Source organism: Rhizobium sp. SJZ105, assembly GCF_007828365.1.
Lineage (GTDB): Bacteria > Pseudomonadota > Alphaproteobacteria > Rhizobiales > Rhizobiaceae > Agrobacterium > Agrobacterium tumefaciens.
This window is the reverse complement of sequence record NZ_VIUP01000001.1, coordinates 1,082,148-1,103,761: the sequence shown is the minus strand read 5'-3', so window position 1 is coordinate 1,103,761 and position 21,614 is coordinate 1,082,148. Positions and strand designations below refer to the sequence as shown.

Annotated in this window: 19 protein-coding genes and 2 tRNA genes; 10 read left to right on the top strand and 11 right to left on the bottom strand. The window is 59.1% G+C overall.

Annotation, left to right across the window (positions count from 1 at the left end):
- Window positions 1-45: 45 nt before the first annotated feature.
- Both FB593_RS05575 and mutY read right to left on the bottom strand, forming a co-directional pair.
- Complete coding sequence (locus FB593_RS05575; RefSeq protein ID WP_112751900.1) at window positions 46-657, bottom strand: HAD family hydrolase; 612 nt, start codon at window positions 655-657, stop codon at window positions 46-48.
- A complete protein-coding gene (gene mutY, locus FB593_RS05570) occupies window positions 654-1,757 on the bottom strand; it encodes an A/G-specific adenine glycosylase (RefSeq protein WP_112751901.1) in 1,104 nt (367 codons plus the stop codon). The genes FB593_RS05575 and mutY overlap by 4 nt, the downstream gene beginning before the upstream one ends.
- 97 nt (window positions 1,758-1,854) lie before the next feature.
- Between mutY and FB593_RS05565 the strand changes: the two genes are divergently transcribed.
- The 3 genes from FB593_RS05565 to FB593_RS05555 all read left to right on the top strand — a co-directional run bounded on the left by FB593_RS05565 (window position 1,855) and on the right by FB593_RS05555 (window position 6,728).
- On the top strand, window positions 1,855-2,367 hold the full coding sequence (locus tag FB593_RS05565) for a DUF721 domain-containing protein (protein WP_003511832.1): 513 nt from the start codon (window positions 1,855-1,857) through the stop codon (window positions 2,365-2,367).
- A gap of 128 nt (window positions 2,368-2,495) precedes the next feature.
- Window positions 2,496-3,176: a DsbA family protein gene (locus FB593_RS05560; RefSeq protein WP_003511833.1), complete on the top strand. Its 681-nt coding sequence runs from the start codon at window positions 2,496-2,498 to the stop codon at window positions 3,174-3,176.
- An 84-nt stretch (window positions 3,177-3,260) separates the two neighbouring features.
- The gene (locus tag FB593_RS05555) at window positions 3,261-6,728 is read left to right on the top strand and encodes a chromosome segregation SMC family protein (protein WP_112496964.1); all 3,468 of its coding nucleotides are present in this window, start codon (window positions 3,261-3,263) and stop codon (window positions 6,726-6,728) included.
- A 273-nt stretch (window positions 6,729-7,001) separates the two neighbouring features.
- Here FB593_RS05555 and FB593_RS05550 read toward each other — a convergent pair whose 3' ends face one another.
- A complete protein-coding gene (locus FB593_RS05550) occupies window positions 7,002-7,979 on the bottom strand; it encodes a VOC family protein (RefSeq protein WP_112751902.1) in 978 nt (325 codons plus the stop codon).
- Window positions 7,980-8,207: 228 nt separating this feature from the next.
- On the opposite strand from FB593_RS05550, the gene ppdK reads away from it, so the two are divergent.
- Window positions 8,208-10,934, top strand: coding sequence for a pyruvate, phosphate dikinase (gene ppdK / locus FB593_RS05545; RefSeq protein WP_003511838.1), 2,727 nt, complete (start codon window positions 8,208-8,210; stop codon window positions 10,932-10,934).
- On the opposite strand, the gene FB593_RS05540 is transcribed toward ppdK, so the two are convergent.
- The 3 genes from FB593_RS05540 to FB593_RS05530 form a co-directional block, all read right to left on the bottom strand.
- Window positions 10,912-11,184 carry a hypothetical protein gene (locus FB593_RS05540; RefSeq protein ID WP_003511845.1) on the bottom strand — a complete coding sequence of 91 codons (273 nt, stop codon included), beginning with the start codon at window positions 11,182-11,184 and terminating at the stop codon, window positions 10,912-10,914. The genes ppdK and FB593_RS05540 overlap by 23 nt on opposite strands.
- Window positions 11,185-11,365: 181 nt before the next feature.
- Window positions 11,366-11,698, bottom strand: coding sequence for an MliC family protein (locus FB593_RS05535; RefSeq protein WP_162719771.1), 333 nt, complete (start codon window positions 11,696-11,698; stop codon window positions 11,366-11,368).
- Window positions 11,699-11,890: 192 nt separating this feature from the next.
- Entirely contained in the window at window positions 11,891-13,255 is a 1,365-nt protein-coding gene (locus FB593_RS05530) for a dicarboxylate/amino acid:cation symporter (protein ID WP_145166376.1), read from the bottom strand.
- A gap of 506 nt (window positions 13,256-13,761) precedes the next feature.
- On the opposite strand from FB593_RS05530, the gene FB593_RS05525 reads away from it, so the two are divergent.
- Entirely contained in the window at window positions 13,762-14,682 is a 921-nt protein-coding gene (locus FB593_RS05525; protein ID WP_112673315.1) for a DUF1499 domain-containing protein, read from the top strand.
- Window positions 14,683-14,805: 123 nt separating this feature from the next.
- On the opposite strand, the gene FB593_RS05520 is transcribed toward FB593_RS05525, so the two are convergent.
- Window positions 14,806-15,714, bottom strand: coding sequence for an MBL fold metallo-hydrolase (locus FB593_RS05520; protein ID WP_065661284.1), 909 nt, complete (start codon window positions 15,712-15,714; stop codon window positions 14,806-14,808).
- Window positions 15,715-15,916: 202 nt separating this feature from the next.
- On the opposite strand from FB593_RS05520, the gene FB593_RS05515 reads away from it, so the two are divergent.
- The 3 genes from FB593_RS05515 to FB593_RS05505 all read left to right on the top strand — a co-directional run bounded on the left by FB593_RS05515 (window position 15,917) and on the right by FB593_RS05505 (window position 17,528).
- A tRNA-Gln gene (locus FB593_RS05515) sits at window positions 15,917-15,991 on the top strand.
- 156 nt (window positions 15,992-16,147) lie between these two features.
- Window positions 16,148-16,528 (top strand): hypothetical protein, encoded by a 381-nt coding sequence (locus tag FB593_RS05510; RefSeq protein ID WP_065661283.1) that lies wholly within the window; start codon window positions 16,148-16,150, stop codon window positions 16,526-16,528.
- A gap of 88 nt (window positions 16,529-16,616) precedes the next feature.
- The gene (locus FB593_RS05505) at window positions 16,617-17,528 is read left to right on the top strand and encodes a S1 family peptidase (RefSeq protein WP_145166375.1); all 912 of its coding nucleotides are present in this window, start codon (window positions 16,617-16,619) and stop codon (window positions 17,526-17,528) included.
- A gap of 119 nt (window positions 17,529-17,647) precedes the next feature.
- Here the strand turns inward: FB593_RS05505 and mqo are convergent, their stop codons facing one another.
- A complete protein-coding gene (gene mqo, locus FB593_RS05500; RefSeq protein WP_025592695.1) occupies window positions 17,648-19,381 on the bottom strand; it encodes a malate dehydrogenase (quinone) in 1,734 nt (577 codons plus the stop codon).
- A gap of 389 nt (window positions 19,382-19,770) precedes the next feature.
- Window positions 19,771-20,190, bottom strand: coding sequence for a hypothetical protein (locus FB593_RS05495; RefSeq protein ID WP_003511854.1), 420 nt, complete (start codon window positions 20,188-20,190; stop codon window positions 19,771-19,773).
- Window positions 20,191-20,454: 264 nt separating this feature from the next.
- Here FB593_RS05495 and FB593_RS05490 point away from each other — a divergent pair.
- Window positions 20,455-20,531 (top strand) — tRNA-Pro (locus FB593_RS05490).
- A 160-nt stretch (window positions 20,532-20,691) separates the two neighbouring features.
- Here the strand turns inward: FB593_RS05490 and FB593_RS05485 are convergent.
- The gene (locus FB593_RS05485) at window positions 20,692-21,012 is read right to left on the bottom strand and encodes a hypothetical protein (RefSeq protein ID WP_112289581.1); all 321 of its coding nucleotides are present in this window, start codon (window positions 21,010-21,012) and stop codon (window positions 20,692-20,694) included.
- Complete coding sequence (locus tag FB593_RS05480) at window positions 21,009-21,239, bottom strand: hypothetical protein (protein ID WP_236742465.1); 231 nt, start codon at window positions 21,237-21,239, stop codon at window positions 21,009-21,011. Before FB593_RS05480 ends, FB593_RS05485 begins: the two co-directional genes overlap by 4 nt.
- A 94-nt stretch (window positions 21,240-21,333) precedes the next feature.
- Between FB593_RS05480 and FB593_RS05475 the strand changes: the two genes are divergently transcribed.
- On the top strand, window positions 21,334-21,561 hold the full coding sequence (locus FB593_RS05475) for a hypothetical protein (RefSeq protein ID WP_112289584.1): 228 nt from the start codon (window positions 21,334-21,336) through the stop codon (window positions 21,559-21,561).
- The last annotated feature ends 53 nt before the right edge of the window (window positions 21,562-21,614 follow it).

The window sequence follows — 21,614 nt, the reverse complement described above, 5'->3', positions numbered from 1 at the left end:
GCCATTTCCGCCTGCGCCAATTTTCTTTTTGGATCTGATGGTCTGTCAGACATCCACGCCGTAGGATTGCAGATCCTGCTTCAGCTTTTCCGCTCCGGTAAAATGCACCGCCTGCCAGCCGGCGGCCTTGGCGCCTTCGACATTAACAAGCGTATCGTCAATGAAGATGCTTGCGGCAGGGTCGAGGCCAAATTCCTTCGCGTGCAGCTCGTAGATCGCCACATCCGGTTTCAGCAGCTTCACATCGCCAGAAACCGTCACGCCGCGCGGCAGGGTGAGGAAGGGGAACATCTTCTGCGCTTCGCGGAAGGTATCTGAGGCGAAGTTGGTCAGCATCGTCACGTCGTGACCGTTATCGATCAGGCCGGTCATGATCGCGACGCTGTCGTCATAGGAATGCGAGACCATCTCATGCCAGAACTTGCGGAAGGCGCGGATATGCTCTTCCCGCTCGGGAAACTGCTCCATCAGCAGCGCCTCGGCGTCTTCCCAGCAGCGTCCGCGATCCTGTTCGAGGTTCCAGTCATGGGTGCAGACATTCTCGAAGAACCATTTGCGCTCGTCGGCATCGGGAATGAGGCGGCTATAGGGAATATGCGGATCGTAGTGGATCAGTACCTTGCCGATGTCGAATACGATATGCTCAATCTTGGTCATCGAAACTTCCTGCTTTCATCGAATGCGGATGGAATAGCCTGTGCGATGACTTTTTTCATCACCGTCGGCAAGGCTTGCGCGTCAAGATTTGTAACCGGCTCCCACCATCCGTCATCCGCGCCGGTTTCAAGCCCATCCGGTACCTGTGCCCGATAGACGGTGAGCCGCAGCTCGAAATGGGTGAAGACATGCACGATGACGCCCGCCGCTTGCCAAGACGCGGCAAAAGGCGCGTGGCTCGTGTCGGTGCCGCCATCCACGCGGGCGGTCCATGCTGTTGTCGGCACCTCCGTCATGCCACCGAGAAGGCCGCTTTCTATGCGCCGCCGCAGCAGAATTTCGCCGCTTGCATTCACCGCCACGAAGGCGGCTCCCAGCCGCACCGGTTTTGCTTTTTTCGCGGCCTTGACCGGAAACCGCTCCGGCTCGTCATGGGCAAGCGCCAGACAGCCGCCATTGAACGGACAGAGCGCGCAGGCAGGGCGCTTCGGCGTGCAGATCGTCGCACCGAGATCCATCATCGCCTGCGCAAAATCGCCCGGCCGGTCGGAAGGCGTAAGCTCCGCCACCTTCGCCTTCATGGCGGGTTTCGAGCCGGGCAGGGGTGCATCTATCGCGAAAAGGCGGGAGATGACGCGCTCCACATTACCGTCCATCACCGCCGCCTGCCGGTTGAACGCAATGGCCGCCACGGCAGCAGATGTATAGTCGCCGATGCCGGGCAGCTTCTTCAGGCCCTCTTCGGTATCGGGAAAGACGCCGCCATGCTCTTTCGCCACGGCTTCCGCACATTTTTTCAGGTTGCGGGCGCGGGCGTAATAACCAAGTCCCGCCCACGCAGCCATCACATCCTCAACCGGTGCCGCCGCCAGATCGCTGACATGAGGCCACGTTGCGAGGAACTTCAGAAAATAGGGTTTCACCGCCTGCACCGTCGTCTGCTGCAACATCACTTCGGAAAGCCAGACATGATAGGGATCGGCACGTTTTCCTTGTGCCGCCATGGCCGGCGAGGTGCGCCAAGGCAACTCGCGATGGTGGCGGTCGTACCATGCGAGCAGCATCTGCGCGTGCGATGACGGGGCGGTTTTTTGAAGCATGGTTTGCCGTTTCTCTTCGATTCGGCCTATAGTTGGGCCATTCATGCCGACCTATCAAGAAGCTCCGGACTGTGCGGTCCTGAAACCCGAGTGAAAAATGCGATATCCACGCAAAGGCGTCATCCAGATTGCCGAAATAGCCAATGGCATCATGGATCCCCTCCTGTCGAAACGGGCGGGCATCAACACGGCGCTGCTCGGCTCGTGGGACGAGATCGCCGGCGATGACTTCGCCGATTGCACGCGGCCGGAAAAGATTACCTGGCCGCGTCGCGACGAAGGGCCGGATCGCGGCGGCTACCAGCCGGGCGTGCTGACGATTGCCTGCGAAGGCGCGCGGGCTCTGTTCCTCACCCATGCACAGGGCGAGCTCATCGCCCGCATCAACGGCTTTTTTGGCTTTCCGGCGGTACGCCAGATCAGGATCGTGCAGAAGCCGGTATCGCAGCCCGTTCCCCGCCGGCGAAAGCCGCCGCCGCTGCGCGGTGATGCGGCAAAACGTCTCGACGATATGATGGACGGCATCGAGAGCGAAGCGCTGCGCAAGGCAGTGGAAAGGCTCGGCACGGCGGTGATGCAGAAGAAGAAGCCGCGGGGCGGGACGATTTGATGTCGCGCACGGTCCTTGACTGGTCACAATTCTTTGACAAGAAGAGTTCAAAACCCCGCTTGTGATGAACAGGCCGTCGCTATATCGGAATCAACAGACAATAGAGTCTATTACCAACAGGTGCTTTCATGCATTTTTCCGAACTGACCATTTCCCGTCGCAGCCTTCTCGGCGGCGTTGCACTTGCTGCCCTTGCCACGGCCCTGCCGTTTGCCTTCACGCCGGGCGTTGCCCAGGCGCAGGAATTGCCTGAATCCACCGGTGACGTGGATATGGCTGCGGTGTTGAAGCCCGGTCCGCTGCCGGAAGCGGCGCTCGGCGATGCGAACGCTCCCGTCAAGATCGTCGAATATATGTCGATGACCTGCCCGCATTGCGCCAATTTCCACAACAAGACCTTTGACGAGATCAAGAAGAAATACATCGATACCGGCAAGGCCTATTTCGTCATCCGCGAATTCCCGTTCGATCCGCGTGCCGCCGCTGCCTTCATGCTGGCGCGCTGCGCACCGGAAGGACAGTATTTCCCGTTCGTTTCCATGCTGTTCAAGCAGCAGCAGAGCTGGGCAACAGCCCAGGATGCCCGTGCGGCCCTGCTGCAATTGTCGAAAATGGCCGGTTTCTCACAGGAGTCTTTCGAGGCCTGCTTGACGAACCAGAAGCTTCTGGATGATGTGAACGCAACGATGCAACGCGGTGCGACGGAATTCGGCGTCAACTCCACGCCGACTTTCATCATCAACGGCAAGAAATACGCGGGAGACATGTCGGTTGAAACCATGTCGGCTGTCATCGACAAGCTGCTCTGATCGCCGAACCCTTAAAGGAACGGGCGGCGGATATTTCCGTTCGCCCGTTTTTTATTGCCGTTATTTCAGGCGGAGCGGAGCGGCATGAAGTTCAACAAGCTCCGCGTCGTCGGTTTCAAATCCTTCGTTGAACCCTCGGAATTCATCATTGAGCCGGGTCTGACCGGTGTCGTCGGTCCCAATGGTTGCGGCAAGTCCAATCTGGTCGAAGCGCTTCGCTGGGTGATGGGCGAAAACTCCTACAAGAACATGCGCGCATCCGGCATGGATGACGTCATCTTCTCCGGTTCCGGCAATCGCCCGGCCCGCAACACCGCGGAGGTCGGCCTTTATCTCGACAATTCCGATCGCACCGCGCCCGCCGCCTTCAACGATGCCGATGAAATTCAGGTGACGCGCCGCATCGAGCGCGAAAACGGCTCGGTCTATCGCATCAACGGCAAGGAAGCGCGCGCCAAGGATGTGCAGCTTCTGTTTGCCGATGCCTCCACCGGCGCGCGTTCGCCCTCGATGGTGGGGCAGGGGCGTATCGGCGAACTCATCAATGCCAAGCCGCAGGCCCGCCGCCAGCTTCTGGAAGAGGCGGCCGGCATTTCCGGCCTGCATTCCCGCCGCCATGAAGCGGAGCTTCGCCTGCGTGCTGCGGAGACCAATCTGGAGCGGCTGGAGGATGTGACCGCCCAGCTTGAAAGCCAGATCGAAAGCCTGAAACGCCAGGCGCGGCAGGCCAACCGTTTCAAGATGCTGTCGGCGGATATCCGCGCCCGCGAGGCGACCCTGCTGCATATCCGCTGGGTAGAAGCCAAGGAAGCCGAAGGCGAAGCGGAAAGCGCGCTTAATCAAGCCACGAACATCGTTGCCGAAAAGGCGCAGGCGCAGATGGAGGCGGCCAAACAGCAGGGCATCGCCAGCCTGAAGCTGCCGGAATTGCGCGAGGATGAAGCGCGTGTCGCTGCCGCCCTGCAACGTCTACAGATTGCCCGCACCCAGCTGGATGACGAGGCTAACCGCCTGCTGCGCCGCCGTGATGAGCTGGCGCGCCGTCTATCGCAGCTTGGCGAAGACATCGTTCGCGAAGAACGGCTTGTCTCTGATAACGCCCAGATCCTTGCGCGGCTCGATGAGGAAGAGGCAGACCTTTTCGAAATTCTCGCCGATTCCGGTCGTCATGCCGAAGAGATGCGCGAAGCCTTTGAGGCAGCTGCCGCTAAACTGACTGAAAGCGAAACCGTTTTCACTGCCATCACCGCAGAGCGCGCCGAGGCCGCCGCCGGGCGCCAGCAGCTGGAACGGGCGATCCGCGAGCTTTCCGATCGTAAACTCCGGCTGGAACGCCAGTCGCAGGAGGCATCCTCCGAGATCGATGCCGTCGATGAAAAACTCTCCGGCCTTCCCGATCCTTCGGAGCGCCGCGAGGCGGTCGAGGCAGCCGAGATCGCGGTGGAAGACGCTCTGATCGTGGCGGAGGAAGCCGAAGCCGCCGTTGCCGAGGCGCGTTCCGCCGAAGCGCTGGCGCGCGGCCCGCTGGAAACGGCGAGAAACCGGCTGAACGCTCTGGATACGGAAGCGCGCACCATCACCAAAATCCTGGCGGCCAGTGCTGCCGCCAATGGCAGCTTCACGCCGGTGGCGGAAGAAATGACGGTGGAACGTGGTTTTGAGGCAGCGCTTGGTGCAGCCCTTGGCGACGACCTCGAAAGTGCCCTTGATCCCGCTGCTCCCGCCTATTGGGCCGGCAATGGCGATGGTGCGGGCGATCCTGCTTTGCCGCAGAGCGTCAAGCCGCTTCTGAACTATGCGCAGGCGCCGGACGCATTAAGGCGCGGTCTCGCCCAGATCGGCGTTGCAGCCGACACTGCGGAAGCCTTGCGCCTGATGCCGTCGCTGAAGGCCGGTCAGCGGCTGGTGACGCGCGAGGGCGCGCTGTTTCGCTGGGATGGCCACATCGCCAGCGCTGATGCGCCGGGAGCCGCCGCCCTTCGTCTGGCACAAAAGAACCGGCTCGCCGAAATCGAGACGGAACTGGAAGAGGCCCGTTTCAGTCTGGAGGAGGCCGAAGAACAGCTCTCCATCAGGACCGACGACATCAGAAGCGCCGAGTTGCGGCTTTCGGAAGTGCGCGACAGAAGCCGGCTGGTGACGCGTCATCTTGCCGAGGCACGAGAGGCGCTGACATCAGCCGAACGCGCCTCGGGCGATCTTCTGCGCCGCCGGGATATCGTCTCGGAAGCGCTGAACCAGATCGGCGCGCAGATCGACGAGATCGTCGTTCAGGAAGAAAACGCCCGCATCGAAATGGAAGATGCACCGGATCTTTCCGCCCTTGATCTGCGCCTGCGTGAAAGCCAGCTGGAAGTCGCCACAGACCGTGGCCTGCTGGCAGAAGCGCGCGCCCGCCACGAGGGGGTGAGCCGCGAGGCGGAAAGCCGCCAGCGCCGGCTTCAGGCAATCGCGCAGGAGCGCTCCACCTGGGCATCGCGGGCCGCCAGTGCCGCCGATCACATCGCCACCCTGCGTGAGCGTGAGGAAGAGGCGCGCGAGGAAATCGCCGAACTGGACATTGCGCCGGAAGAGTTCGACGAGAAACGCCGCAACCTCCTGACCGAGCTTCAGAAAACCGAAGACGCCCGCCGCTTGGCCGCGGACCGGCTGGCGGAGGCGGAAAACCTGCAACGCGCCGCCGACCGCGTTGCCACCACCGCCCTTTCCGAACTGGCAGAAGCCCGTGAAAAGCGCGGCCGCGCCGAAGAGCGGCTTGTTTCCGCCCGCGAGAAGCGGCAGGAAACCGAACATCGCATCCGCGAAACGCTGAATACCGAGCCGCATATGGCGTTGCGCCTGACCGGCCTTGGTCCCGACCAGCCGAAGCCCGATATTCGCGATGTCGAGCGCGATCTCGACCGGCTGAAGATCGAGCGTGAGAGGCTGGGCGCCGTCAACCTGCGTGCCGAGGAAGAGCAGGCGGAGCTTTCCGCCAAGCTCGCGGCCCTCATCAAGGAACGCGACGATATCATCGACGCGGTGCGCAAGCTGCGCGCCGGTATCCAGAACCTCAACCGCGAAGGCCGTGAACGGTTGATTGCGGCCTTCGATGTGGTCAATTCGCAGTTCCAGCGGCTTTTCACCCATCTGTTTGGTGGCGGCACGGCGGAATTGCAGCTGATCGAATCCGACGATCCGCTGGAAGCCGGCCTGGAAATTCTCGCCCGTCCTCCGGGCAAGAAGCCGCAGACCATGACGCTGCTTTCCGGCGGTGAACAGGCGCTGACGGCCATGGCGCTGATCTTTGCGGTCTTCCTCACCAATCCCGCACCGATCTGCGTGCTGGACGAGGTGGACGCGCCGCTCGACGACCATAATGTCGAGCGTTACTGCAACCTGATGGACGAAATGGTTGCCTCCACCGAAACGCGTTTCGTCATCATCACCCACAATCCCATCACCATGGCGCGCATGAACCGTCTCTTCGGCGTCACCATGGCCGAACAGGGCGTGTCGCAACTGGTTTCCGTGGATTTGCAGACTGCCGAGCAACTGCGCGAAGCCGTCTGAGTTTCCCGTTCCGGGTCTACCCCTTAAGCCTTGTCCATCGCGAATTTATCTGGCCGCATCACCCATTCGGGTGGGCGACAATGCGCGGCATTTTGCTATGTCTTTTTGAAAGGAATTTGGGCTCTTTCCAGACCCCCCATCCGGTTTCCTGTACCGGATGGAAAGCCTTGCGAGGTCGCTGCCGTGGCCTCGCAAGGCTTTTTTTTTGGTCTTGTGCCTAGCCGTCCGTCGTTCCTCAACCAGTCACAGGAGACCAGCCGACTTGCCGCCCTCTTACGCCGGCACCAACCGCAGCCGCGTGCCCCACGGATCAATCGCTTCCACAACCTTGTTTTCCATCTCCACCAGCACATAACCGGCCGCCCGCAGCCGCATTTTCTGCGCTTCAAGGTCCGTGGGATTTTTGATGGCAAGAGAGAACCAGTCGAGGCCGGTTTCGGTGGCGTTGCGCTCTTTCGCCCCCCGGCTGTTCCATGTGTTGACGGCCAGATGGTGGTGATATCCGCCCGATGACAGGAAGGAGGCATCCGAACGGGCATCCTGCGTCGGTTTGAGACCAACGGCTTCCTCGTAAAAGGCGCGTGCGGTGGCAATCTCGCCGACCCGCAGGTGAATATGCCCGATGCGCATGCCGGAAGGTGCGGCCTCGTAGTCGCTCTTTTTGGTGTCGGTCAGCGTTACGAGATCATCGACGTCGAGCGGTTCGGTCCCCATTTTAACCACGCTGCCGCTCCAGACCCATGTATCCTTCGGCCGGTCGCTGTAAACCTCGATGCCGTTGCCTTCGGGATCGTTGAGATAGACCGCTTCACTGACATTATGGTCGGCAAAGCCCGTGAGCGGCACCTGCCTTAACGCCGCATGTACCAGCCACCGCGCCAGATCCTTGCGGGTTGGCATCAGGTAGGCGATGTGGAACAGACCGGCTGAGGTGGGGCTTTCATAATCCGCCGTTGGCTTGTGAACGAGATCAAGCAGGGGAACGGTGCCGGCGCCGAGCGTCACGCCCCGTGCGTTGCGCGCAACCTCATTCAACCCGAGCACGGAACGGTAATAATCGATCATCGGATCGAGATCGCGCACCCGAAGCGCTGCCTGACTGACATGCATCGGCGTGGTCAGCGCAAAGGGAAGGGCGGTGCCTGCACTTGCTGCGGGTGGGTCGCCTTCTGCTCTAAGAGCACCGGCAAGGGCGGTGGCGGCGCAAGAAATTCCGGCAAATTTCAACGTGTGGCGGCGAGTAAATTGCATGAATAATCTCTTTTTGGGCGATGTGGATGGCTTAGGGAACACTCCGTTTCTGCGCACTACACGAATGCGTCAGTAACGCTGTTATTTTGCTTTTGCGGCAATTCTGGCGCGCAATTCGCCGCAATTATGCTGCACTGCGATGTAAACTGGACGTTGTGGCGTTTCCAACATGCTGCCAATGCTGTAGATGATAGAAAAATGACAACGCTTCTGGGTGGAGAGCGTGGAATGAAAAAGTGGGTTTATACCTTCGGCAACGGTGCTGCCGAAGGCCGGGCAGGTGACGTTGCTATATTGGGCGGCAAGGGTGCAAACCTTGCCGAAATGGCAAGTCTCGGCCTTCCCGTTCCCCCCGGCCTCACCATCATAACCGATGCCTGCGCCCTTTATCACAAGAACGGCCGCGATCTCCCCGAAGAGCTGAAGCTGCAGGTCATGGCCGGCCTTCACGGCATGGAAGCCGTGACCGGCAAGACATTCGGCGGCAGCCAGACGCCGTTGCTGTTGTCGGTCCGATCAGGCGCGCGTGCCTCAATGCCGGGCATGATGGACACGGTGCTCAATCTTGGCCTCAACGACCGCACGGTGCAGGCGCTGGGCCACGATGCGGGCGACGCCCGTTTCGCCTGGGACAGCTATCGCCGCTTCATCCAGATGTATGCCGATGTCGTCATGGGTCTCGACCATGAGCTGTTCGAAGAAATTCTCGAAGACGAGAAAGGCCGGCTCGGCCATGAATACGATACCGATATGTCGGCGGTCGAGTGGCAGCATGTCGTTGCGCTTTACAAGCAACTGATCGAGGACGAGTTGGGAGAGGCTTTCCCGCAGGATTGCCATGTTCAGCTCTGGGGCGCGATCGGTGCAGTCTTTGCCAGCTGGACGAACCATCGCGCCGTAACCTACCGGCACCTGCACAATATTCCCGGCGATTGGGGCACGGCGGTCAACGTCCAGGCCATGGTCTTTGGCAATCTCGGCTCGTCATCGGCAACCGGCGTTGCCTTCACCCGCAATCCCTCCACCGGAGAGGCGGAGCTTTACGGCGAGTTCCTCGTCAATGCTCAAGGCGAAGACGTGGTGGCGGGCATCCGCACGCCGCAATCCATCACCGAGGCCGCGAGGCTGGCGTCGGGTTCCGACAAACCCTCCATGGAAAAGCTGATGCCGGAGGCTTTCGCCGAGTTCATGGTGATCTGCAAACGGCTGGAGACCCACTATCGCGACATGCAGGATCTGGAATTTACCATCGAGCGCGGCAAGCTCTGGATGCTCCAGACCCGTTCCGGCAAGCGCACCACACGCGCCGCCATGAAGATCGCCGTCGATATGGTCGAGGATGGGCTGATTTCGCAGGAGGAAGCCGTCTGCCGCATCGAGCCGTCATCGCTCGACCAATTGCTGCACCCCACCATCGATCCCGGTATTTCCCGGCCCATCATCGGCTCCGGCCTGCCTGCCTCCCCGGGGGCGGCAACCGGCGAGATCGTCTTTACCTCGGAAGAAGCGGTCGCTGCGGAAGCTGAAGGCCGAAGCGTCATTCTGGTCCGCATCGAAACCAGTCCGGAAGATATTCACGGCATGCATGCCGCCGAGGGCATTCTGACCACGCGCGGCGGCATGACCAGCCACGCCGCCGTGGTAGCGCGCGGCATGGGCATTCCCTGTGTTACCGGTGCGGGTTCGATGCGCGTCGATATGCGCAACAAGGTGCTGATCGGCGTTGGCTGCATGCTGAAACGCGGCGATGTCATCACCATCGACGGCTCTTCCGGCCGGGTGATGAAAGGTGAAGTGCCGATGACGCAGCCTGAACTGTCAGGTGACTTCGGCAAGCTGATGCAATGGGCCGATAATCTGCGCCGTATGACAGTGCGCACCAATGCTGATACACCGGCCGATGCCCGCGCCGCGCGTGCCTTCGGTGCAGAAGGCATAGGTCTTTGCCGCACCGAACATATGTTCTTCGAAGGCGACCGCATTCATGTGATGCGCGAGATGATTCTCGCCGAAAGCGAAAAGGGCAGGCGGGCAGCGCTTGACCGGCTTTTGCCGATGCAGCGTTCGGATTTCACCGAGCTTTTCCAGATCATGCACGGCCTGCCGGTAACGATCCGCCTGCTTGATCCGCCGCTGCACGAATTCCTGCCGAAGAGCGATGGCGAGATCGTAGAGGTCGCCGCCGCCATGGGCATGCCGCAGACCGTATTCCGCCAGCGGCTGGATGCGCTGCACGAATTCAACCCCATGCTCGGCCATCGCGGCTGCCGGCTTGCAATTTCCTATCCCGAAATTGCCGAAATGCAGGCGCGCGCCATTTTTGAGGCTGCGGTTGCGGCGGCGCGCATCACCGGTGCGCCTGTCGTGCCTGAGATCATGGTGCCGCTGGTCGGCCTCCGGTCCGAACTCGATTACGTCAAGGCCGTCATCGACACTGTGGCCGCCGAGGTGGCGGAAGAGACCGGCATGACGCTCGAATATCTGACCGGCACCATGATCGAGTTGCCGCGTGCGGCGCTGCGCGCGCATGTGATTGCGGAAGCTGCTGAGTTCTTCTCCTTCGGCACCAACGATCTGACGCAGACAACCTTCGGCATTTCCCGTGACGACGCGGCACGTTTCATCAATACCTATCAGCGCAAGGGCATTATTGAACGCGACCCGTTCATCTCGCTCGATTTCGACGGTGTGGGAGAACTGATCCGCATTGCCGCCGAGCGCGGCCGCCAGACGCGTCCGGAGCTGAAACTCGGCATCTGCGGCGAACATGGCGGCGATCCGGCCTCGATCCATTTCTGCGAGGATGCGGATCTCGACTACGTGTCCTGCTCGCCCTTCCGCGTGCCCATCGCGCGTCTTGCCGCCGCGCAGGCGACACTTGCCGCAAGGGCAAGGCAGGGTGAAACCGCCAGCAATGTCGCCTTCATTCCGGTCAGGGGTTTGGTTGGACGATGATCCGCCGCTCCACCACCACCGGACGATAGAACATGTCGCGGTTCATCTGCGCCTGCCAGGCGCGGTTGTCGGCGCGACGATCCATTTCCAGATCGAGAAGGCAACCCGCCATGGGGTCGGTGCCGGGGCGGAAACCATAACCCCGGCATGTCGCCTCATCCCGCGCCCGGCGCTCTTCCGGCGTCAGCGTCTGGCAGGCGGTGAGCGCCAGTAGAGCGGCGAGCGAACCTAAGACGATGGAAACGCGCATTTTGTTTCTCCCTAGAACATGACAGCCGGGCGGCACTTTTATTGCCGCGATTGATACGCCTGATTCATGATCGGGAAAAGCGGGTGAAGACTGGAAAGTTGCATCGTCTATTGCCTGATGCCGCAATCTTCTTTTCACGCCAGGGATGTCCGCGGCCGCCACCCGTTCTTGTTTTGCATTATTACTCTGAGCAGCCGTCCAGTATCGTGCCCCTGCTATCTTCAAGCGAGGCGTTGCTGCCTTTCGTGCGCAAAGTGTAGCTATAGTTCGGGTCTATTGCGTTATAAACCGCTCCGGACGCCGATATTGTTTCCGCCATAGGTATCATTTCTTCCATCTGCTGCAGGATCGCGAAGCTTTTTCCATCGGCGCCGTTGACGTAAACTACACGTAGGACTTCGTTGTTGGCGCACGAATAGGACACGGAATCAACAGTTGTTCCCGCTGCTGCGGTCAAATTAGGGAATGCAATGAAGGAGAAAATACTCAGGAGAATTATAGACGATTTTTTCATATTTTTTCTCGGTGCAATTTTGTTTCCCATAATTATATTATGATAATTGCAGTTAAAATTGATGATTCGCAAATTTATACTTCAATATTTTTGGGATTATTGTCAATGTGGGCGTCGCTAAAGTGATAGCGACGCCCATCATGGAGATATGAAGGTACCACCCCGGCGGCACCACTTTCAGTCGTTCTTTGTTCAGGCAGGAACCGCGTCGTGGTCATCGAGCGCCTCGATGTCCTTGGCGTTGTTATAGACTGCCTCGTCCAGAATGCCTTCACGTTTGGAGACGATGGTGGGTACCAGCGCCTGACCGGCGACGTTAACGGCCGTGCGGCCCATGTCGAGGATCGGGTCGATGGCGAGCAGCAGGCCAACACCTTCGAGCGGGAGACCGAGCGTGGAGAGCGTCAGCGTCAGCATCACCACGGCACCCGTCAGGCCCGCCGTTGCGGCCGAGCCAAGCACCGAGACGAACACGATCAGCACATAGTCCTGAATGCCGAGCGGCACCTGGAAGAACTGGGCGATGAAGATCGCTGAAATCGCCGGATAGATGGCGGCGCATCCGTCCATCTTGGTGGTGGCGCCGAGCGGCACGGCGAAGGCGGCATATTCGCGCGGAACGCCGAGGCTCTTTTCCGTCACGGTTTCGGTGACGGGCAGGGTGCCGATAGAGGAGCGCGACACGAAGGCGAGCTGGATTGCCGGCCATGCGCCTGCAAAGAAGCGCGATGGCTTCAGGCCATGGGCGAGAAGCAGCGCCGGATAGACCACGAAGAGAACCAGGGCCAGACCGATATAAACGGCCGCCGCGTACCAGCCAAGCTGCGAAAGCGTCGTCCAGCCATATTGGTCAACGGCGCGACCGAGCAGGCCGATGGTGCCAATGGGCGTGAGGCGGATGACCCACCACAGGATCTTGCGCACGATGGCAAGCAGCGACTGGTTGAAGGCAAGGAACGGCTCCGCCGCCTTGCCCGCTTTCAGCGCCGCGACACCAAAAGCAATCGACACCACGAGCAGCTGCAACACGTTGAAGTTCAGCGAGGTGCTGGCGGAACCGTTATTGACCTTGGTCGAGGCCTCGAGGCCGAACACGTTGGCCGGCACGAGACCCTTCAGGAAGTCGAGCCAGGAACCGGTGGAGGAGGGGGCTGCCGCTGCCGTATTGGCAATCGCGGTGTTCACGCCCGGCTGAATGACGAGGCCAAGGACGATGCCGATGACCACGGCGATCAGCGCCGTGATGGCGAACCACAGAAGCGTCTGCCAGACGAGCTTTGCCGCATTGGAGAGGTTCTTGAGATTGGCGATGGAGGCGACGATGGCCGTGAAAATCAGCGGCGGCACCAGCGCGCGCAGCAGCTGCACGAAAATGCTGCCGATGGTCTGAAACGTCACGGAAAGCCAGTTCGGGCTGCCGGCGGCATCAGGACCGATATTGCGCGCAACGAGCCCGAGCAGCAGGCCGATGACCATGGCGATCAGAACCTGAAAGCCGAAGTTGCGATAAAAGGGTTTTGGCCCGGATGAGCGGGCTGGCGTCGTTGCCTGTGACATGGCTTGTCTCTTTTTTATGCAAGAAAACGAGGATAATGCACTTTTTACACGCATTCTCGAAGGAAGGGACGAAGAATACGCCGATTTCTTCAGCAAATAAGGGATGAGCTTGCGTATTTGTTGCACTGCCGATGCATTATTCTCTTAAAGGGAGATAATGCGGAAAAATATTCCGTTCTATCGTGGACGTGGCCTTTCACGCGCTCAAAACGATGTAGGCTGAGGCCGTTGCGTCCCACTCCGTCACCCCGGACCAGATCCGGGGTCCATTGCGATCAAGTTCTTGATCTCGGCAGGCTTCTTTCACCATGCAGACGCGCCGTGGCTGGATGCCGGATCAAGTCCGGCGCGACAAAGGTGGGTTTACGCACTTTACCCGCAGATCAGACCCGTCCTTGTTTTCCTAACCGCAAATCCGGTCTATGACATCATATGCAGGTGATTCCCTTGCCAGATTTCGGGTGCAACGCTTTTACGCCAATGCGATCTAACGGATATCCGCTTCCATGACTGTGCGTTTTGTCCGGCCTTTTTCAGTTGCAGCCTATCTTTCCCGCTATCTCGGTATGGCGGCGCTGGCGCTTTTTCTTGTCGCCGCCGGCATCCACCGTTTCGGACCGTTGACGACGCCCGATCTCGTCGGCCTGCTGATGATAGCCGCTGGAATCGCTCTGGTGGCGATGCTTCTGGCGTTGGTTGGTCTTGAACGGCTATGGACCACGGGTGCGCGCGGCGGCCTTTCTGCGCTTGCCGCGCTGCTGTTGTCGGCGTTGCCGCTCGGCGTCGTCGGTTACGGCGCATTTCTGTACTGGCAGCAGCCAAAGATTTACGACATCTCCACCGATCTTGCCGATGCGCCGGAATGGCTGGTGCCGCCCGTTGCCAATCAGCAATGGCTGTCAAGACCGGCCACTGTTGCAAAAGCCGACCGGGACGCGCAGGCGGTGGCCTATGCGAGCCTTGCCGGACGCCGTTATGAAGGTGCGATAGACCGCATCTACACCGCCGCCAAAAAAATGGCCGCCGCCCAGAGCATCCGCATCACCCATACCAAGGGCGTCATCGGCACGGTGGAGCCGCCCTCCGTCGGCGTTCCCGAACAGGACAAGTCGCAGCCCACCGAGGAAGCGCCGGTAGAGGACCTGCCCTCCATCGTGCCGGTTCCCATGGCACGGCCGGTCGAGGCACCGCAGCCCACCTTCTTTAACGGCAGCGGCGTGGTGCTGATGCAGGGCGAAAAGCGCACGCGCATATGGGGCCTGCGTTTCGACATCCTCATCCGCCTGAAAGAAGAGGCGGAAACCACGATCGTCGATGTGCGCGTTGCCTCCCGGTACGGCCCGCACGATCTTGGCATGGGAGCAGCAATCGCAGAAGCCTATCTCGATGCGCTGGATGCGGAAATGCAGGGCCTGAACGACAATTGAGGCTTAGTTTCCTTCTTCGTCATTCCGGCTCAATGCCGGAACGACGGGAAAATGCGACGGTGGTTGAAATGTTTGAACCGGATATGATGACGCCGATCTGAGCGTTACGCCCACACGCTAGCCTCACGCCGGAAAATATTCCCCCAGCAACGAAGGCGCACCCTCGGTCCGCACCTCGCCCTTTTCGATCAGGTCTTCGATATGGGCCAGTACGGAAAGTGCCGCAGCCCCGTGCAGGCGTTTGTCGGTGCTGGCATAGATCACCTTCACCATATCGGCGATCCGCCGGTCGCCTTCCCGGATGCGCTTCAGAACCGCCCGTTCCCGCATGCGGCGGTGGGCGCGAAGCCCGCGCATGAAGGCTGCGGGATCGTTGACCGGGCCGCCATGGCCGGGCAGGAACAGCCGGTCGTCGCGGGCGAGCAGGCGCTCCAGCGAGGCCATGTAATCGCTCATCGACCCATCAGGCGGTGCGACGATGGTGGTGGCCCAGGCCATGACGTGATCGGCGGAAAAGACGATGCCGCTGCCTTCCACTGCGAAAGCGGCGTGGTTGGCGGTGTGCCCCGGCGTGTGCAGCGCCGTCAGCGCCCAGCCGTCGCCGGAAAGGCTCTGCCCGTCGCCAAGTGCCACATCCGGCACGAAAGCCGTATCGGAACTTTCGGCAAAGGGATTGGTCTCACCCACATGCAGTGGCCGGGCGGCGCGGTGCGGGCCTTCCGCAACCGTGATAGCGCCGGTCGCCTGCCGCAGCCGCTGCGCAAGCGGCGAGTGGTCGCGATGTGTGTGGCTGACGAAGATATGGGTGACCTCGCGTCCATCAAGCGCCGCCATCAGCGCCTGAAAATGCGCCTCATCCTCCGGGCCGGGATCGATGACGGCAACGGACCGGTCGCCGACGATATAGGAGTTGGTGCCATGGAAGGTAAACGCGGAAGGATTGTTGACGGTGATGCGCTGGATGAGCGGGGCAACGGGAACCGCCTCGCCATAGGCCGGCCTGAAATCGAGATCGAATGCCGGGTCCGCCATCAAGACCTCCTGAAATATGCCATGCCACGCAGAGCCGCAGCCTCAGCCGCGCAATCGCCAAGCCCTAACATGCCATGTCAGGCACGGCATCCAAAAAGCTTGGATTTTGTGAAAAAATAAGCCGTCAGGTCATTGCCGCGTCGGGCAGGCTTTGCTAATCAGGCCCGGTTCAGGCAGCGGCGTTTCGCCCAAGCTGCCCTGTTGGGGCGTCGCCAAGCGGTAAGGCACCGGTTTTTGGTACCGGCATTCCCAGGTTCGAATCCTGGCGCCCCAGCCATCATCTTATTTATCAATAAAATAAGTTACTTAGTGAATATTAGGATAAGCTAAGTGTTATGGCCTCGTGGCCAGTCCATATGGCCTTTTGAGTCGCCCAAAGACACGCTAGATTGTGACTGAAATTTGCGAGTCGGGGGCAATTGAAGTGGACATCATGGGCGCACTGGGTTTAGCCAGCCAGACAATTAAAATCGCAAGAGACTTACGAGACATCGAAAGGGACTTGGACTCGGCGGGTTTCAAAGCTCAGATGGCCGAGCTTTATGGAAATCTTGCAGACATAAAAATGGCTTTGAGCGATGCAAAAGAAGACCTCCACGAAAAAGATGCGGAAATTAAAAAGCTTCAGGCAGAGATAAAGTCTCTAAAATCTGGTGAAACCTGTCCCCTTTGCCAAAGCGGACAACTAAAGGTAACTTCGGTCGTAAATGATCCAACTTTTGGAATATTTGGACACAAGCAGCATACCCTTACGTGCCAAAATGAGGCTTGCGGTCATCGTGAAACCCGAAAAGTCGTCCCGCCTGAGCGTTAATTAGGCGCTCGGGATTGCTCTTTTTCTCTATTGCTAGCCGCCATAGCGCGGGTTCTGAGCATCTCAATCCGCTTTTTGAGGTCGAGTTTTGAAATTGCCGTGGTTAGAGATATTTAAAAGAAAAAGAGCGGAGTCACCGCCGGTAGTGTTGCCGCCTCTCGAAGGGACGGATGACAACGCCTTTTATCAAATTACAGATGATAGCGGAAACGTCTTGGATGATGCGACGCGAATGGTCGTGCCGCTGTTTTCGTATCCAACAAAGCCCGGCGATCCAGTGAGGATGCTTGGAACCGGCTTTTTCATAGCCCCACGGTTGATTGCTACAGCAAAGCACGTTGTCGATGAGGTTCTGGATCGAACTGCACCAGACGGGCTTGTAAGGCAAAAATCTGCGTTGATGACGATGGTGCGACGTTCCAATAGCTCTGCGTTTGAAGAGCGGCGAATTCACATTGTGAGCACCGTCGATGGGTGTGACGTAGCCGTACGCCAAGTTGACGCGGGTTCAAGATGTGAAAAATGCGCTCCCCTCAGAATATCGAAAGCCGAAGTAGGAGAAACGGTTTTTACTTTCGCGTTTCCCAACACAGAAATCGTTGATCGCGATGGGAAGCATGTGCTTGTGACGAATCCTGCATTCTATCGCGGCGAGGTCGTTGAGTATTATCCGGAAGGGCGCGACAAATATCTGCTTTCTTGGCCGTTGTATCACGTAGACTTCCACATGCACCCCGGCGCTAGCGGCGGCCCGGTGTTCGACCGGTCAGGCTTCGTGATCGGCATAAACTGCGCTAGTATGGAACCAGAGCGAAGCATAGCTTATGTCACTGACATAGAAAACGTGAAGCACGCGGTGGTCTCCAACGTTACATACGGGAACAAACCTCCCATGAATATGACCATTGGAGAGATGATAAAGAATAGTTACATCGATCCATTCCCGCAACTCAAAGGTAAAGCTGTGTTTAAGCACGTCAACAAAATCAACCTGTTGTAGATCCTCGGGACAAGCCGGAGGATGAAGGAGGAATGACTGGCCAAGTTTGTTCCCAACAAAAAACGCCGCGTCTTCAACAAGGCGCGACGTTTTTATTTTTCAAGGCTGGAAGTTTCGCCTTAAAGCGCGATATCGGGAACCTTCTTCACCGGCGCGCCAGCAGGTGCCGCTCCCGCGCCCTTCAGCGCGCCAAGATCGATCTGCGGCGGGGTCGGCAATTGCAGGTGCTCGGCCGTATAAGCCCATTCCTGCTGCACTTTTTCCGGGTCGTCATTGAGCTTGGTGCCGTAGCTCGGAACGATCTGGCGGATCTTGGCCTGCCATTCCGGTGTCGCCACCTTGTCCTTGAAGACCTTTTCCAGAACGCTCAGCATGATCGGTGCGGCCGTGGAGGCGCCAGGGGAGGCGCCGAGCAGACCGGCGATGCTGCCATCCTGCGCGGCGACGATTTCCGTGCCGAGCCTGAGTACACCGCCCTTTTCCTCGTCGCGCTTGATGATCTGCACGCGCTGGCCCGCCTGCCACAGACGCCATTCGCCCTGTTTCGCGTTCGGGAAATACTCCTTCAACGCGGCAAAGCGGTCGTCGTCCGACATCATCAACTGGCCGGCGAGATATTCCACCAGCGGATATTCATCGATGCCAACGCGCACCATCGGCCAGGCATTGCTTGTCGTGACGGAGGAGACGAGATCGAAATAGGAACCTTCCTTCAGGAACTTGGTGGAGAAGGTGGCGAAAGGTCCAAACAGGATGACGCGCTTGCCACCAAGCACGCGGGTATCGAGGTGTGGAACCGACATGGGCGGCGAGCCGACCGAGGCCTTGCCGTAGGCCTTGGCCAGATGCTGCATCGTCACGTCAGGATTGTCGTTGATCAGGAACGAGCCACCGACCGGGAAACCGGCGTAATTGTCGCCTTCCGGAATACCGGACATTTGCAACAGATGCAGCGCACCGCCGCCGGCGCCGATGAACACGAATTTCGCATCCACGGTCTGCTCAGCATCGGTCTTCAGGTTGCTATAGGTCACGCGCCAGCTGCCATCGGCATTGCGCTGGATATCGGAAACCTCGCTGTTGACCTGCAGGTCGAAATTCCGGTCGCTTTGCAGATGCGAAACGAACTGGCGGGTGATCTCGCCGAATTCCATGTCGGTGCCGAGCGGCGACCAGGTCGCGCCGATCTTCTGGGAAGGATCGCGCCCTTCCATCATCAGCGGCACCCATTTCTTAAGCTGCTCGGGGTCGCTGGAATATTCCATGCCCGCAAAAAGCGGGCTTGCCTTCAGCGCCTCGTAGCGCTTTTCGAGATAGGCGATGTTCTCATCGCCCCAGACGAAGCTCATATGCGGCGTGTGGTTGATGAAGGAGCGCGGGTTCTTCAAAACGCCGTTACGCACCTGCCATGCCCAGAACTGCCGGGAAATCTGGAAGGATTCGTTGATGTTGACGGCTTGGCTGATCTTGATGTTGCCATTGTCGTCTTCCGGCGTGTAGTTCAGTTCGGCAAGCGCGGAATGGCCGGTGCCGGCATTGTTCCAGCCGTTGGAGCTTTCAAGCGCCACGCCGTCCAGCCGCTCGAGCATCTGCATCGACCAGGTTGGCTCCAGTTCACGCAGCCACACGCCGAGCGTCGCGCTCATGATGCCGCCACCGATCAGAAGCACGTCGACCTTCTTGGTAGCCGTATTGGCGAGAAGCGAGGATGTCGGCAGCGCTGTCGCTGCAAGCCCTGCGAGCGCAGTGCCGAGAACCTGTCTGCGGTTCATTGGAAGCGCATGGGAGGGAAGCGCGTCTGAGGAAAGATCAGTGAGCTGGGATTTGTCTTGATCGATGGGAGTCACGGCCATACCTGATTCTTGTTTTGTGTTAAAAACACTCCTCCCAGCCGCCCCGTTACAGCAAAGCCGAAACAGGCACAACCCTGACTTATTCACTCCAGTTCAAGCGCTTTTGCGGTGATTTTGCCGGGACATAAGGTCGCATTGGCAGTTTTTGCCATTTTGCGGATTGTCATTTTTGTGGTCGCGAGGATTAGATGGTGCTTTCAAACGGTTGAAAGTGTCTCAAGCGCGAATATCGCGAAAACGCCGTCAATTCGGCGTTTGCCGCGCTTGGCGGATCAGGTCGCGCTGGTCCGTGTGAAAAAAATTCAGAAAAAATGAGAATAATCGCAAAAAAGTGAAAAGGCCCGCCGGTTAGGGCAGGCCTTGGCTCGTTTCGTCTGCTGGACGAAAACTCAGTTTGCGGCGAGGAATTCCGCGCAATAGCTCGGGCCGTTGACGCCGGGGCGGTCGGAAACCGTGCGTACCGAAGTGATCGTGTAGTCGCTGGAGACGGTGAGCTGAACCGTGCAGGAGAGCGAGGCGGTGCGGGCGGGCGAAATCTGGCGACCCTTCTTGCCGTCCTTGCCTTCTTCGAACTTGGCCGGAATGGTGGCCTTCTTGTAACCGCCGCGCCAGTTATAGATGGTCGAGCTGCCGGTTTCCGTGTCGCTCAGCGGCGGGCCGAATTTTGCAAAGAAAATACCTGCGGACTGACCGACCCACCGCGTTTCAACGGGGCTCTTCTGGGTGAAGGAAGGGGCAGAGCCCGTCGATGTCGTGCAGGCGGAGAGCGCAATGGCGAGCCCTGCGAGCGTTACGCTGCGAAATAGCATGGTGAAATGTCCTTTGTGCCGTGTCCGGCTTCCCGCCGGTCATTACGTTCCCCTAGCAGATTTGGCGGCGACGGGCAGGGGAGCTGTGCCGCTTGACGAAAATTTCCTGCCACAATTGCTTTTTTGTAACGTTTTCCCACACGCCGCCCGGTGCGGCAGGCACTTGGCGACCGCCCTTGGCAGCGCGTTGAAAACTTGTCACAAAAAATGCAATATGCCGCTTGTCGAATGCTGGAGGCTGGTCTATAGAAGCGCCGCTGGTCACGGAGTGTAGCGCAGTCTGGTAGCGCACGTCGTTCGGGACGACGGGGTCGGAGGTTCGAATCCTCTCACTCCGACCAGCTTAAGCCCAATATTTCCCGGGGCTTTCAAATGATCCCAACACTTCTGAAGATCCTTGGATCAAGGCATCGTACCGAGACCTGACGGTTTAAAACCCGACGGGTAAACGCATTCGGCGTCCGCGGCTGCAAATCACGACTTTGGTGATTGCACTGAAGGTCAATTTCTCTTCCTCACCAACGGGAGAATGAGCAAAACGCAAACAAGAGCCGTCGGCCAGAAGTCGGTTAAACCATCCCAGGACCAATTCCAGAAGTAATAACCCTCCAGATGGGGAGGAGGCATTTCTACGGACACCTCGTAGTCCCGCTTTTCCCGGCCATGAAAGTGACCGGCGGCGAAGGCCAGCCCGATTATCCACGCCATTCGCCAGCTAACGAGCACGCGAAACAGAACGGCAACAATCGCCGCCATGATGACGGCCTCTAGAATGTGCCCCGCCCAATCCCAATGGTCTTGAATGTAGGTCCAGTCGATCATCGGTAGCGGTAATCACCGCGCCAGTCGCGACGATCACGCCAATCCCTCCGGTCGCGCCAGTCGCGACGGTCATAGTCACGGTAGTGGCGATCGCGTTCATAGGTGCGGTAGTACACGCCCGTCGTATAATATCCGCCGCTACGGTAGCCCCGATCATCGACACAGCCGCTTAGGATGCCCACCGAAACCAGGCAGATCGCTGCAGTCAGAATTTTCATAATCTTCATCTCCCAATGACGGACACTAACGTGCGCTGAACCACGCAGTTCCATTGCTGAGAGAGTGAGGTGTCGGTCATTAACCGTGCCTGAACACAGCGCCATGACGCTGGCCATCTTCTGGGCTCGACAAAGCGTCGAAAACTTGATGCGTTTGACGTTATCGACTGCGATGAACCCGTCGTCAGCGCAGTCGCAGGGAACGCAACCGCGCCTCAACCGTTATCCCACCACAACAACGATGGAGGATAACATGCTAAAAGGTATTGCACTGTGGGCGATGGGTGTTCCGATTTTTGTGATCATCCTGCTTTACATGTTCGTGTTTTAAACGAGGCCTGATCCAAAGGCTTTCAAACAAAAAAGGCGACCGCTTGGACGGTC